General features: G+C 59.5%; 13 protein-coding genes. All 13 read right to left on the bottom strand.

Annotated features, from left to right (window positions below; all coding sequences use genetic code 11):
• Positions 1–64 precede the first annotated feature (64 nt).
• The 13 genes from AC1D17_RS13315 to AC1D17_RS13375 all read right to left on the bottom strand — a co-directional run bounded on the left by AC1D17_RS13315 (position 65) and on the right by AC1D17_RS13375 (position 14,503).
• Positions 65–1,402, bottom strand: a complete 1,338-nt coding sequence (locus AC1D17_RS13315; RefSeq protein ID WP_477565874.1) for a KpsE/RkpR family capsule polysaccharide export protein — start codon at positions 1,400–1,402, stop codon at positions 65–67.
• Positions 1,403–2,062 (bottom strand): ABC transporter ATP-binding protein, encoded by a 660-nt coding sequence (locus AC1D17_RS13320; RefSeq protein ID WP_264220578.1) that lies wholly within the window; start codon positions 2,060–2,062, stop codon positions 1,403–1,405.
• Positions 2,062–2,832, bottom strand: coding sequence for an ABC transporter permease (locus AC1D17_RS13325; protein WP_477565875.1), 771 nt, complete (start codon positions 2,830–2,832; stop codon positions 2,062–2,064). Before AC1D17_RS13325 ends, AC1D17_RS13320 begins: the two co-directional genes overlap by 1 nt.
• A 168-nt stretch (positions 2,833–3,000) precedes the next feature.
• Positions 3,001–4,245: a capsular polysaccharide export protein, LipB/KpsS family gene (locus AC1D17_RS13330; protein ID WP_477565959.1), complete on the bottom strand. Its 1,245-nt coding sequence runs from the start codon at positions 4,243–4,245 to the stop codon at positions 3,001–3,003.
• 183 nt (positions 4,246–4,428) lie between these two features.
• Positions 4,429–5,439 (bottom strand): KpsF/GutQ family sugar-phosphate isomerase, encoded by a 1,011-nt coding sequence (locus AC1D17_RS13335; protein ID WP_477565876.1) that lies wholly within the window; start codon positions 5,437–5,439, stop codon positions 4,429–4,431.
• Positions 5,440–5,581: 142 nt separating this feature from the next.
• Positions 5,582–6,046, bottom strand: coding sequence for an RrF2 family transcriptional regulator (locus AC1D17_RS13340; protein ID WP_477565877.1), 465 nt, complete (start codon positions 6,044–6,046; stop codon positions 5,582–5,584).
• A gap of 153 nt (positions 6,047–6,199) precedes the next feature.
• Complete coding sequence (locus AC1D17_RS13345; RefSeq protein WP_477565878.1) at positions 6,200–6,430, bottom strand: hypothetical protein; 231 nt, start codon at positions 6,428–6,430, stop codon at positions 6,200–6,202.
• Between the two features lie 501 nt (positions 6,431–6,931).
• Positions 6,932–9,463 (bottom strand): protein translocase subunit SecD, encoded by a 2,532-nt coding sequence (gene secD / locus AC1D17_RS13350; protein ID WP_477565879.1) that lies wholly within the window; start codon positions 9,461–9,463, stop codon positions 6,932–6,934.
• Between the two features lie 107 nt (positions 9,464–9,570).
• Complete coding sequence (locus tag AC1D17_RS13355) at positions 9,571–9,999, bottom strand: hypothetical protein (protein WP_477565880.1); 429 nt, start codon at positions 9,997–9,999, stop codon at positions 9,571–9,573.
• Positions 10,000–10,139: 140 nt separating this feature from the next.
• The gene (locus AC1D17_RS13360) at positions 10,140–11,750 is read right to left on the bottom strand and encodes a 5-guanidino-2-oxopentanoate decarboxylase (RefSeq protein ID WP_477565881.1); all 1,611 of its coding nucleotides are present in this window, start codon (positions 11,748–11,750) and stop codon (positions 10,140–10,142) included.
• Positions 11,747–12,937 (bottom strand): pyridoxal phosphate-dependent aminotransferase, encoded by a 1,191-nt coding sequence (locus AC1D17_RS13365; RefSeq protein WP_477565882.1) that lies wholly within the window; start codon positions 12,935–12,937, stop codon positions 11,747–11,749. The genes AC1D17_RS13360 and AC1D17_RS13365 overlap by 4 nt, the downstream gene beginning before the upstream one ends.
• 55 nt (positions 12,938–12,992) lie before the next feature.
• Positions 12,993–13,628 (bottom strand): TetR family transcriptional regulator C-terminal domain-containing protein, encoded by a 636-nt coding sequence (locus tag AC1D17_RS13370; protein WP_477565883.1) that lies wholly within the window; start codon positions 13,626–13,628, stop codon positions 12,993–12,995.
• On the bottom strand, positions 13,625–14,503 hold the full coding sequence (locus AC1D17_RS13375) for a dimethylarginine dimethylaminohydrolase family protein (protein ID WP_477565884.1): 879 nt from the start codon (positions 14,501–14,503) through the stop codon (positions 13,625–13,627). Before AC1D17_RS13375 ends, AC1D17_RS13370 begins: the two co-directional genes overlap by 4 nt.
• Positions 14,504–14,542 lie beyond the last annotated feature (39 nt).

Below are 14,542 nucleotides of genomic sequence, written 5' to 3' on the forward strand. Positions count from 1 at the left end.
CAGAAGAATTATCGCCGAGCAAGCGCGCTTGCCCGGCCTCGACACTCTCCATTGTCAGTTCGAACTAGGTGCGGTCACGAATATTATAGTAACCCATGACAAAAACGGCCCATGCGAAGAGCAGGCCCAGCGCAACGAGGAATGAATTCAGGAAGCGTGCCGGGTACTGAGCCAATTGCGAAAGCGTTGGTTCGATGAAGACCGCAAGGTAACGCTGCTTGTTGTTCGCTTCGATGCGTGCCTTTTCGAGGCTGGCCAGAGATGCGGTATAGGCACGCTCGGCGAATTCGCGCTCTGTTTCCAAAATTTCGTATTTCTGAATCCGGCCGGCAACATCGCTATTGGCTTCCGAGGATTGGCTGTCGGCACTACCGCTGCCCAGACGCTGGCGCTCGGATGCAAGCTGTTCCTCGACGCTGGCGATACGCGCTTTGAGCACGCGCATGCGCGGCGTGTCGTCGCTCATTTGCGATTTTGCCGTTGCCAGATCAGAATTCAATTGCACCAATTGGGCCTCCAATCCCCCAATCAATTGAGCCGCGAGCTTGGCGCCTTCCACGGGGTCAACTTCCTGCGAGGCATCGCGGTACTGGCGCACGGCCACGCGCGCCTTGGAAATACGGCCCTCCGCAAGGTGCATTTCATCCTGCGCGGCCTTGAGGACACCGTCACGGGCCGACGCGGAGAGATCGTTGATCAAGGTTTCACTCTGCTGAATGACGAACTTGGCAAGCTCCTGCGATTGCCGGGGGTCAAATGCCTTGACCTGCAACTGCATGATTCCCGACGCATGATCGAAATTGATGTCGATCATGCTGCGCCAATACTCAAGCCTGTTTTCCACCGGCAGGCCGGCCGCCATTCCATAGAAGTAATCCAGGCCCCGCGCCGCGTAGATTTTTTCGAGATCAAATTTCTTCTCGACTTCGGTCAGCATTCTTTCACTGCGAACGAAATCCATCAGAATGTAGCTATCGGAGAGTGTATTGCCCGTCGATGCCTGCGAAAACATCCCAAGAATATCAGGTGCGCCGGCTGCCTCGATGCTGCGGACCGAAAAGGATGCCGAACTATGATACTGGTCGGAGGCGACGAAGATCATATAGAGCGATGCCAGCGCGGCGGGGAATGCGACGAAAGCAAAAAAGCTGCCGATGATCACGGCATGGCGTAGCCGAAGCGAACTCAACCAACCCCGCTTCTTGACTTGATGCGTGATAACCTTGTGGAGCTTGTTGGGCGCTTTTGACTTTAGCTTTGGCGCCAGCATACGATCATCGTTTCCAAGCAGCCCTTCAAGCAGGTGTACGCTTTTCGACTTGACGACATCCGCGTTTTTCAGCCGATCCACAGCCCCATCATTTTGCGCAGCCCCTGGAGCCGCATTGCCGATGGTCGCCATTTATCGTTCCCTCATATTGCCATTGTGAGCGCGGATCGCGTCCTCAATATCATCATAATAGGTTAATTTGCCATTTTCCATAACCACCCCGCAATCACAATAATCGCGAATGGTCGAGGTACTGTGAGACACCATGATCACATCGGAATCCTGAAGCCTGCTTTCGAACACGACTTGGCACTTCTTCTTGAAGTTCGTATCCCCGACGGCGGTAATTTCATCGACGAGATAATAGTCAAAATTGACGCCCATGCTCAATCCAAAAGCAAGACGGGCCTTCATCCCGGAGGAATAAGTCCCCACCGGCGCCTTGAAGAACGGCCCCAGATCGGCAAAATCTTCGACATAGGCGATCAATTCACGGGTATCCACGCCATAGATGCGCGCCACGAAACGAACATTCTGCTCGCCTGTCATGGTCCCTTGAAAACTCCCCTGGAACCCCAGCGGCCAGGAAATCTTGCCTTTGCGTATGATCCTGCCGCTATCCAACCTGATCGTACCGGCGATCAGCCGAAGCAGCGTGGATTTTCCTGCACCGTTGCGGCCGAGCAGGCCAATGCTCTTTCCCCGCTGCAAAACAAGCGAAGCGCGATCAATGATCGGCTTCTTGATGCCTTTCGTGCGTGCGAACTTGGTCGCCTGCTCAAGCCTGATCATTATTCACTTCTCAACAATGCGGACGATGACGTGAACAACAGCATTCCAATAAACAATGTCAAAAATGCGAAAGTATAGGCATAGGGCATATCAAGGCCCGCCGCCCTATACTCGCTGTAGAACCCCACTCGAAACTGCATGACCACATGGACAAGCGGATTGAAAAGCACCACTTCCCGATAGGGGTGCGGCATAGCGTCGGGCAGGAAGAAGACGCCGGAAATCAGAAAAAGCGGCCGGTTGACGATACCGAATACCTGCTCATACAGCGCGTATTTCAAAAACATGACATTGTTGACCAACGCCATGCCAAGCCCCAAGATGCTTGCGACAAGGGCCGCTTCGATGATCGCCAGCCAGGTGAGTTCGGGTGGCGTGCGCATCCACACGACAATCGTCCCGAGGACAACGACACCCACCACCACCGTCGTGCCCAGTTGCAGAAAATATCGGGCAACGATCGTATCAACCGGCGCGACGCTGGGGTAGCTCAGCAATGACCTGTTGGCCTTGACCGCCCCGTTCAAATAGGTCGCGGTCGCCTGGTAGAACTGGAACCCGATATAGCCGGTTGCGAAGAAAAGTGGAAAACTGGCGCCTAAGGCAGGGGCGCGTGCTATTGCCTGAAATATGATCGTCATCAGGAACACATGCGCCGCTGGGTCCAGCAATGCCCAGACATAGCCTCCCGGCTTGCTGCCGAACCGCGCTTCCATTTCGCGGATAAGCAAGGCAGCAACGACCCGCATATGTGTGACGACATGTTCCAAACTCTGGCTGCTTTCTAACCGCAGAACGCATGGATGCCAATAACGGCGACTCACGTCCCGGCGTGCGATATGGCTTGCGTACCTAGCTCTTACTCTCTTGAAAGCAATTTTCAAGTTGATGGACCATCAAGTCCGGCTCATGTCGATCTCATCTGTTCGAAAACGCAACTATCCAAACGGATAGAGGATGCGCCCGATAAATCTGAGTTTTGGGTTGGACAGCTCCCGGAAAAACAGGATTGGATCCTGCCGGAACGTCTTCGCATCTCGATCATTGCCGATCCTGGAAATAATCAGAGACAAAGGAGGGGCAATCAAATGCCTCCAGCCAAGAATGCCATATGCCCCCCATGCCTGCCATTCCGGTGCTAACGGCTGCGGGGGCGGCCTGTCATCCTTCGCCATTGAGAAATAATGCAATATTCCGTCCACAGTTTCCTCGAAAGAGAGGCCCTTGCCGCTTTTTGGTTCGAAATACCGTGGATACAAAAGATACGCGCCCGCAAACAGCGCTTCGATGGTGAGGGTCCGACCGCGGCGTTCATTGGGCTGGCGATCGTCCGTCAGCCCCCAGCCGGCATAGAATGGGCAGCCGTAGGTGGTCACCTTCAGGCCTCGAAGCAAGGCCTCGAAGCCCGCAAGCGATGTGATGGTATAAACGTGGTCGATCGTCTCGAACGCCTGGCTCATGGAGAGAGGCTGCGTGATGATCTGGCAGAGATGCCGGACATCCTGGGGATCGGACTGGGCAAGGCGAACCCGGTTGAGAATATCCGGATGCGGTTTGTAGATGATCTGCGCGCCCGGGTTTTCCTTGGCCGCCAACCGCACCAGATCATTGTTCGTCACGGGCGAGAGACAGCCGAATTGAATGGATGCGTCATCTTCGACCTGACCGATCACCAGCACGCGTTTGCCGGATTTCGGGCCATAGAGATCGTTGATATCTGTCCTGATATCGCTGTTGTATTTGCTCACGCCGGTTTCAAGCAGAAAGCGAATACCGGCCGACGCCCGCGCCAGAAGCTCTGGCGCACCGTCGAAATCGTAGCTGCACAACAACCGCTCCAGATCGGATGGTTCACGGCAATCAAAATAGGCAGTGCCCTGGTCAAGGGCGAGGGACAGCGGTGGGGTACGGCTGGCATTGGCCACGACCGAGCGGATAAAACCGTCTTCTATGTAGAAGACAGGAATTTGATGCTGTGCGGCAAAGGATTTAAGCTTCTTTGGCGCCCGCAAGCTCCAGACGAAGATCTGGGGATTTTCCTCGCGGAGAATGCGGACCGCCCAATCCTCAAAATCGGCCTCGCGCGCGTACATCGGAACGAAAACAAACGTGCGATCGGGAAAATAACGCCTGAAAATCTCTTTCTTCCAACCGTGGATGTGGAAGGCATAAGTCGTAATCATCTTGACCGGCGCAGGAGAGCCCGCCTCACCAGGCGGTTGCTCCGGATGCGAAATCGTGAGTTGGTGCTGTTCAGACAAGGACATCCGCTCGCAAGGCCATTTTCCGAACGCCGCTTCTTATAGAAGCAGGGTCAAAACTATCGGCACGGGACAAGGGCCGCGACCCTTCTCACCAAGCCTGTGTCACGCCACACCGGCGCGCAACAGATCGTGGATATGAAGTATTCCGCTCGGAAGCCCAGCATCATCCACCAGGAAGAGCACGGTCACCTTCTGTGCCTGCATGATTTCCATTGCAGCACTTGCCAAGGCACTGCCCTTGATGACCCGCGGGCTATGCGACATGACGGTATCGACGGTTTCGAGAAGCAGACCGTGCGACATGTGGCGGCGCAGGTCGCCATCGGTGATGACGCCCGCGAGCTTACCCGTCTCGTCGGTAATTCCGACGACGCCAAAGCCCTTGGAGGACATCTGGATAACCGCGTCGCCCATCGGGCTGCCGAGCGAAAGCAGCGGGATCGCGTCGCCCTCATGCGCCAGTTCCTGAACGAGGAGCAGCTGGGAACCGAGCTTGCCGCCGGGGTGGAATGTCTTGAAGTCCTGCGCGGAAAACCCCCGCCGCTCGAGAAGCGCAATCGCCAGGGCGTCGCCCACCGCCAGCTGCAGCATTGCAGACGTGGTTGGCGCCAATCCGTGCGGGCAGGCCTCCTGCACTTTCGGCAAGGTGATGGCGACGCTGGAATTGCGCGCCAGCAGGCTTTCCGCATTGGAGGTGAGGGAGACAACCRGAACATTGAAACGTTTGGCATAGGCCAGCATGTTTCCAAGCTCGACAGTCTCTCCCGACCAGGACAGAAGAATGAGCAAATCCTCGGACGTGATCATTCCGAGATCGCCATGACTGGCTTCCGTCGGATGGACGAAATAGGCCGACGTCCCGGTGGATGCCAGGGTCGCAGCAATCTTGCGGCCGATATGGCCGCTCTTGCCAACGCCGGAAACCACCACGCGGCCACGGCCGCCCGCGATCAGCTCGACGGCATCGACCAGGCTGCGCGAAAGCACCTGATCGGCGGCAAATTGGGTTGCAAACGCATTGATGCCGTCAACCGCCGTGGCGATCGATCGCGTCAGCGATTCAATAACAATACCCTCTTGCGGTGTATTCATATCGACTTGCCTGAGACCCATCATCGCCACTCCAAAAGCACAACTACGCATCCGGTTATAACCAGAGCGCCCTCAGATCAAACCAAAACGGCCAAATTGCGCTTTTTCCGGAGAAAATGCGAAACCACGAGAGCTTTCAGCCCAAGAAAATCGGATTCCGGCGTCAGCCCGCCCGTTTCGTGACGCTTTCGTCGTCCCCGGGAATCGCTTGGCCGGGATTGCTGATGAAAGCTTCCAGCGTCATCGTATCGAGAATCTCGGCAATGGCGTCGCGCACGGTGGTCATCGAGCGGCGGACTTCGCATGTATCGGGATCATTGCAATCATCGCAGACCTCATAAGCGGTCCGGCTGGCACAGCGGATCGGCGCCAGCGGCCCATCGAGCGTGCGCACGACCTGGCCGATGCGGATTTCCGATGCGGGGCGTGACAGCGAATATCCGCCGCCAGGCCCTTTTTTCGAGCGCAGGATGCCGGCGTTGCGCAGTTCCAAGAGAATGGTGTCGAGAAACTTCTTTGGAATATTGTTCCGGCTTGCGATCTCGGTAATGAAAGCGGTCTCACCCGGATCAAGCCGTGCCAGATCGACCAGCGCCTTCAATCCGTATTTTCCCTTTTTGGTCAGCATCGCAGTTCGCTCTTTTCACAAACAGGCACCTGAAAACAGCGCCTGCCTGCTGATTGCCATCATATATACACGGCATATCACATGAGAAGCCGTGCCAATATACCGATTTAGTGAAAAGATGGCCAAACTGCGGTTTTCATGCATATTTATGGCTTATGCGAGCGCAAATGCCTGCGATGTATCCGCAACCCGCAACGCTGGCCGCCGGGCAGTCTGCGAAACCATCAACTGGCGCACCGCCGCCCGAGCCTCGTCGGCCGTGCGAAAGTGCCGCGAATCCAGATCCCAGACATGATATTTCACGGCGACGAACTTCAGCCGGCCGGCCTCCGGAACCACCACCCCGACGGCTTCGCCGCCAAATTCTATAACCTGCTTGTTCATGGAAAAATGCTCCTTCCACGCCATGGCGCGGATCATTCAAATCGTACAAAACTCAAGGAAAGGACGGCCTGGATTTCACATTCGCCAGAAGGTGCGAATGCAAAGGTCTTTCATTGTGCGACAATAGGAATGCGTACCTCGGAAAGCGGCGATGCGGGCATTGTCAGACATGGCTCTCTCCTTCGGCAAAGGCCCGGTCGGATGCTTTTCCGGGCAAGTTTCAAGCTCCGCTCTGGTTCATTCCATCAGCGGATAATCCAAAAGTAGAATACATCACCAATTTTGTCAATTAAAATTGGCTGAAAACGAAAAATAATACTCTTTTGTTCGTGACTTTCATCGATCGAAGCAGAACATGTTCAAGAAAAGCCGGATTGTGGAATCACAATCTAATTCCTGAGCACGACTCAGTTCGCCCGCAAGCGGAGATATAGACCTTTCATGGGACGAAAAAAGGGCAGCCGCAGCCGCCCTTTCGATTTTTTTTCGCATCCCTGCTGATCAGTTCTTGGCCAGCTCGGTCCCCGGAGCGCGGGTAGATTCGCGGTCCTTCCACCAACGGCTGAGAAAGAGCAGGATCGGCCCGCCGATATAGATCGACGAGGTGGTTGCGACGATGACGCCGAAGATCATCGGCCAGGCGAAGCTCTTCACGGCGTCGCCACCCCAGATCGCCATCGGCACCAGGGAAAACGCCGTTGCCATCGAGGTGAAGATGCATCGCGCCAGCACCTGGTTGATCGACATGTCGATCAGGTCGGAGAATGGCATCGACTTGTACTTGCGCAGGTTTTCCCGCATGCGGTCATAGACCACCACCTTGTCGTTCACCGAATAGCCGATCATCGTCAAAAGGGCGGCGATGGCCGTCAGGTTGAAGTCGATGCCGGTCAGCGCGAAGAAGCCGATCGTCTTGGTGATGTCGAGCAGCAGCACCGCGATAGCGCCGACGGCAAAGTGCCATTCGAACCGCCACCAGATGTAGAACAGGATCGCCAGCATCGCGAGCACGACGGCCAGGAAGCCTGAGCGGGCCAGTTCGGCCGAGATCGTCGGGCCGACGACTTCGGTGCGCTCAAAACTTGCATCCGGAATGACCTGGGCCACACCTTCCTTGATCTTGTTCAGGGCAACCGTCTGCTCCTGCTCGCTACCCGGCTGACGCTGGACGCGGATCAGGACGGACTGGTTCTGGCCGAACTCCTGCAGCGCGACTTCGCCGAGGTTGAGGCCTTCGAGCTCTTCGCGCAGCTTGGGCAGGTCGAGCACGGACTTCGACGTCGCCTCCACCTGGATACCACCGACGAAATCGATGCCGTAATTCAGGCCCGGATGGAAGAACAGAACCACCGAACTGACCGACAGGAAGGCCGACATGCCGATGGCGACGAAGCGCCCCTTCATGAAGGAAATCTTCGGGATATGCGGCACGCCGCCGAACAGCGACGGGATTTCCAGCTTCTTCATCTTGCGGCGGACAACAACCTCACGCATCGCCAGACGGACGACGGTGATCGAGGTGAACATCGAGATGGCGATGCCGAGCATCATGGTGATGGCAAAACCGCGAACCGGGCCCGTGCCGAACATGAACAGCAGGATGGTGCCGGAAAGCGTCGTGACGTTACTGTCGATGATGGTCGCATAGGCCTTGTTGAAGCCGATATCGAGCGCCTTCATCGCCCCTGCACCGCCCTCCGTTTCCTCCCGGATACGGGCGTTGATCAGGATGTTGGCGTCCACCGCCATACCGATACCGAGGATGATACCGGCAATACCGGGCAGCGTCAGGGTCGAGCCGAGCATGCCGAGCACGCCGATGGTAAGGATCGTGTGCAGCAGAAGGCCAAGATTGGCGATCATGCCCCAGGCGCCATAGAGCAGCACCATCAGCGTGACGACGAGGGCAAAACCGGCAAGACCGGTGTAAATGCCCATGCGGATCGAATCCGAACCGAGGTTCGGGCCGACGGAACGCTCTTCAATGATGGTGAGCGGCGCCGGCAGGGCGCCGGAGCGCAAGAGTGCCGAGAGAACGGTTGCTTCCTGGGCAGTGAAGTTGCCGCTGATCTGGCCCTGGCCGCCCGGGATCGGCTCGTTGATGCGCGGCGCTGTCAGGACCTTGCCGTCAAGCACGATGGCGAAAGGCAAGCCGACATTGTCGCGGGTGATTTCCGCGAACTGGCGTGCGCCCTGACTGTCGAAGGTGAAGGAAACGATCGGTTCGTTGGTCTGCTGGTTGAACCCGGCCTTGGCGTCGGCGAGACGTTCGCCAGAAATCGCCACGCGGCTTTCGACCGCATACTTGGCACCGTCATTGGTCCCCGGCAGGATGTCGACGCCGCGCGGTGGCGTGGTCGTGTTCGGATCGACCGATGTATCGACCATGTGGAAGCTCATCTGCGCGGTCGAGCCCAGCAGCTGACGCAGGCGCGTCGGATCCTGAAGGCCCGGAAGCTGGACGAGAATGCGGTCGGAACCAACGCGCTGGATCAGCGGCTCGGCAACGCCGACCTGGTCGACGCGGCGGCGGATGATTTCAAGGCTCTGATCGACGGCCGCCGTCATGCGTTCGCTGAGGCCGGCCTCGGTGAGCTTGATCGTAATCGTGTCATCGACGGTGGTGACTTCGATATCGGAGCTTGCCGCGCCGAAGCCAAGCGTGCCGACGGGGGCTGCCAGCTCCTGGATCTTCGGCATCACCTTGTCGCGATCGGCCTGATCGGCGATCTTGACGGCGATTGCGTCGCCGGCAATGCGGGCCGAGGACGTCGGCACCCGTTCGGTGCGCAGTGCACCGCGGATATCGTCGAGAAGCGTGTTCAGGCGCGCCTGACGCAGGCCGGCCGCATCGACTTCCAGAACCAGATGGGAACCGCCCTTCAGGTCAAGGCCGAGCGTGACCGGCTTGACCGGCAGGAACGAGGCATATTGCTGCTGGACGGATGCCGGCAGTATGTTGGGCAGCGCCGCGAGTATCCCAAAGAGGGTAATCGCGACATAGGCCAGAACGGCCCATTTCGAAGTGCGCATGTTGAGGTTCCATTATAGCCTGCGCCCATCCGGCAAAGGCTGGGACGGCAGGTGTGATGCATCAAGGAAAGTTGCGCCGATGCGCAAAAGACTGCCCTGGGCAGTATTTAGGCGTAAAACGCCGGAGGTCCGCGAGCGCGGGTCGTGTCACCCTGCGTTCCGGTTATCGCAGCATGCGAGGAGCCCATGGCGGGCATGCTGCCGTAAGTGATGGATGCGACCCGAACCGGCGCAGGCAGCACAAATGGCCCCGGCCCGCCCGGCGAAGACTTGCCGTCGGTGCGATCAGCCAGAAAACGCAGGTCGGCAACCGGAAAAGCACGAACGGCGTGACGCGAAAGCGTCGTGTCTGAGGTGCCGCTTTCCGGAACCCCGACGTTTCCGGCACTCGCTTCCGTCAAAAACCGCGACGAAAAGCCTTGCGCCGACGCGACGAACTGCATGGCAAGTGCCGCCGCCAGAATCCACAGCACGGCAAAAAGCTTGCCTGCCTGGTTCCGACCGATGCTGTTGCCGTTCATGCCCATAGAGGACATCGTCCTTCCCGTTGGCGGTTCACTGAAAATCGCCGGCCTCGCGCCGATTCAGCGCGCAAGCGGGCCTAGAAACCATCGCCCGCCGCCAAAGTCAAATCTTACCATCAGACACGCCTACTGAACACCTCAAGCCTGCGCGCTCACGCCGTGACGCCGGCTGTCAGCGTCTGGTGGATCTCGATCAACGACGGACCGCCGCGTTTGCGGGCATTCGCAAGTGCCGCCGCAAGGTCGCCCGCCTTCGACAGCCGCACCGCCGGTACGCCATAGGCGCTGGCCGCAAGCAGAAAATCGGGGGCCGATGGCTTTACGCCTTCCGGGGTGATCCCGGCATCGACCATGAAGCTCTCGATCTCCTGGTAACCGTCATTGTTCCAGACGACGAAAATGACATTGGCGTTGATGTCGGCTGCCGATCCCAGTTCGGCCAGCGAAAACTGAATGCCGCCATCGCCGACAAGGCAGATGACCGGCTTTGTCGGATCGGCAACGGCCGCGCCGACAGCGGCCGGCGGCGCGTAGCCGAGCGCGCCAAAGCCGGTCGCAGAGTTGAACCATGATTTTGCCCGCGGGGCATCGCAGTAAAGGTTGCCGGCATAGACGGCCTGGGTGCTATCACCGACGATCACGCAATCCGGCAATGCCTGATAGATGATATCGATGACGCCGATTTCGGTGCGCGTCTTTGCCGTCAGCTCGGCCATGGCAGCCTTGCGCGTTGCTGCTGCCCGTTCTTTGCCCTTGCTCGCCGGCTTGGCTGTCAGGAACACGAGAATGCCGGATATCGCCGCTTTGGCGCCCGACAGGATCGACAGGGCCGCATGCGGCCCGCGTGCCAGCTGCGCTGCGTCAATATCGGTGCGGATCAGGTTGCCGAGGATCGGAAAGCCTCCATCGGCATACATGTCATAGTCGGTCTGGCCCATTTCGGTGCCGAGCGCGATGACCAGATCGGCGTCGGAAATCAACGAACGAACGGCCTTGAGACTGGGGCTGGCAGGAACCCTCAGCGGATGACCGGCGAGCATACCGCGCGCATTGACGGTCATGACAACAGGCGCGCCGATGCGCTCGGCCAGTTCCTGGATCTCGGCTTCGGCGGTAATCGCGCCGCCACCGCACAGGATCACCGGACGGCTGGCATCGCCGCACAGGATGGCCGCTTTCTGCAGTGTCTCGGCATCGGCCCTTGGCCGCGTCGCCGTGGCTTTCCTGAGCGGCGGCGGGGCGATCCGCGCAGTCATGACGTCCGTGGGGATTTCGATATGCACTGGGCCCGGCCTGCCGGAGGTCAGGATGGCAAAGGCGCGTTCGACGACAGGCCCCAAATCGGCCGGATTGAGCAGCGTCTGCGAATAGAGCGCCAGCGTCTTCAGCATGCCGTGCTGATCCGGCAATTCGTGCAGCAGCCCGCGGCCATGGCCGAGCGAATCGCGCCGGTTGACGCCGGAGATCACCAGCATCGGGATCGAATCCTGCCGCGCCTGCGCCATCGCCGTGATCGTGTTGGTCAGCCCTGGCCCGGTGATGACCAAAGCCACGCCCGGCTTGCCGCTGACACGGGCATAGCCGTCGGCCATGAAGCCCGCACCCTGTTCGTGGCGCGGCGTGACATGGCGGATCTTCGAGGCGGCAAGACCGCGATAGAGTTCGACCGTATGCACGCCCGGAATGCCGAACACGACCTCGACACCATTGGCCTCAAGCAGGTCGACCAGCACTTCGCCGACGGTTTTCATCGCTTCGCTCATGCACAGCGCTCCTTTGGCGTCAGAAGCCGGATCGCCAGCTTGGCGATACGGGCGCAGGCTTCCTGGATGACGGTGTCCGGCACCGTCAGGCTGACACGCAGGAAGGACGTCGCCTCGTTGCCGAACGACGCTCCCGGCATTACCGCAACATGTTCCTGTTCCAGCAGCATCCAGGCGAAAGCTTCGCCAGTCAGGCCGGTGCCCGCCACATCAATCAGCGTGAACATGCCTGCCTCGGGCGGTAGAGGCACGATACCCGGCACATTCGAAAGCCCCTCGACGATCAGATCGGCGCGCGTCTTATAGGTGGCGCGCATGGCGGCGGAGGTGCCGATGTCATGGGTCAATGCATAGGCCGTCATGTCGGCGATAAAAGGCTGCACGCCAAACAGCATGGTTTCGGATACCGGCAGCAGGCGGCTCGCAAACTCCACGGGGCCGACGGCCCAGCCGCTGCGGAAGCCGGGGGCGGCGTGCGACTTGGAGATCGACGAGACCACGACCGTGCGCTCGGCAAGGTCCGGATCGTCGAAGGGCGAGGCGAACGGGCCGTTGAAGATCAATTCCTCATAGACTTCGTCGCAGACGATCCAGAGATCGTGCTTGCGGCAGATGTCGCCGATCGCCTTGATTTCGCCGGCCGTCAGCACAGCGCCGGTCGGATTGTGCGGTGTGTTGAGCAACAGAGCCCGGCATTTCGGCGTAATCGCCTTTTCGAGATCGGCTGCCTGCATGTGAAACCCATGCTCCGGCTTCAACGGCACGGTGACGCGATGCGCGCCGGTCGACTGGATGACCCCGTCATAGGTGGCATAAAGCGGATCGCCGACCAAAACGCCGTCACCCGCCTCAACGAGACCCAGCATGACGGCAAACAGCGCCGTCTGAGTGCCGGGGAAGCAGAGCACGTTTTCCGCCGTCACGTCCGGGCGGCGTTTGGCGTAGCGGGCGGTCAGCGCGTTGACCACCGAAGGCTCGCCGCGGCCATTCGAATAACGGTAACGCCCCGCGTTCATCGCCCGCTGCGCTTCAGCCAGGAGCGAGGGATCGGCAGGCATGTCCGGCTCACCGATGGTCAATTGAATGACGTCCGTTCCGCTCGCCTGCATCTGCCGGGCGCGGATATGCAGCGCCCATTTTTCCGAACCGAGATCGGCCAGACGGTCGGTGATCGATGAATAGCGCATGGGAGCCTCCTGCCCTCAGTCAAAATGTTGCGGCGTCCTTGCCGCGCTTAGGCCACTACGAGGCGGCCGTGTGTTCATCCCTGCCGAACGGCAATCCCAACAGGGCCTCGCTCGACGATAGTGCGATTGCCACAAGCTCGGCCTCTTCGAAAAGCTCGCCGGCAAGGCAGGCTTCCAGCCACAGCCCGTCTATCATGCCGTTGATGGCAATCGCATGGCGGCGGCAATCGGCTTCTCCCGAAAGCCTGCCTTGCGACTTCAGGAAATCGCCGATCAAACCCTGCAAATCATTGCGAAAGCCGAGATAGCCTTCGCGGTGGATCGCGGCAAGCGCCGGATCCAGCCGGACCTGGCTGATGAACGAGGCCCAGAGCGACAGGCTGCGGTCATTGGCGACCGGCGCCGTCAGGTTGAACGCGATGAAGCGCCTCAGACGCGTCGCCGGATCGCCGGTGATATCGGCGGCCTTGGCGGCGAAGGTCGCGAGAACCGAGCGATAGGCCTCCTCCACCATCTGGTCCTTGGAGGCGAAATAGTGCCGCACCAGCCCCGCCGTCACACCGGCCCGGATAGCGATCTGGCGGACGGTCGCACCGCGCAGGCCAAGCTCGGCAATCGTGTCGAGAGTCGCCTCGATCAGCTCCTGCCGCCGCTCCCCCTCCGGTGCGCGATGGAACGTCCGCCGGTTCATGCGGCTCGCCGCAGGACAGGCCGTGTCAGGCAGGTCGGGCCACCCTCGCAAGCGATGCACAACGCATCGGCGTCGAAGGTCTCGACCTTGCAGCCCGCCGCTTCCATCGCCGCCTTGGTCTTGGGGAATCCCGCGACCATGATCACCTCGTTCGGGCGAACCGGCAGCACATTGAGGCTGAGGCCGTTGCTGGCATGGAATTCGTCAGCCGGCGCCTCGATCAGGGTGATGCCCCATTCCTTCAGCAGCTGGTAGAACGAGGCCGGCAGCAATGGCGCAAAGACCAGCGCCAGATCGCGCGACAGCGGGCTCATCACCGACATCAGATGCAGGCAGGCTTCCTCGCCATGCCAGAGCGGCAGGTCGTAGCCAAGCACGGTGACGCCGTGCGGATCAAGTATCTCCGAGAGCTGGGAAATGCCCTCCTCGTTGGTGCGCACGCCGCGGCCGACGACGAGTGTTTCGGCGTCAAGCCAGATGCAGTCGCCGCCTTCAACGGTGCCCGGCGCGACGATGCGGCCGAGGATCGGGATGCCGGCCGCCTTGTAGGCCGCCTCATGCAACGCCGTTTCCTTTTCGCGCAGCGGCTTGCCCATGCGCAGGAGAATGGCGCCATGGTTGGACATCAGCGACGGATCATGGGTGAACATGGCGTCGGCAAGACCATCGCCCTTGTCTTCCAGCCAAAGGATTTCAGCACCGGACTTTTCCACCAGGCGCGCGAATTCCGCATATTGGCGCACGGCCTTTTCACCGTCGAAGGTCGGACCGTAGTGCCATTTCGCAGGATCGGCGGAGGCAAGGCTTGCGCCCGGGCGCCGCATCAGCACGCGTGTCAGATTGGCCGACATCTCCTGCGAACCATAAGCCGTCATCGTCTACTCCTGTTGGAAAATTGTTCATTTGGCGGGGCT

The organism is Pararhizobium sp. P1_E7, from assembly GCF_056405855.1.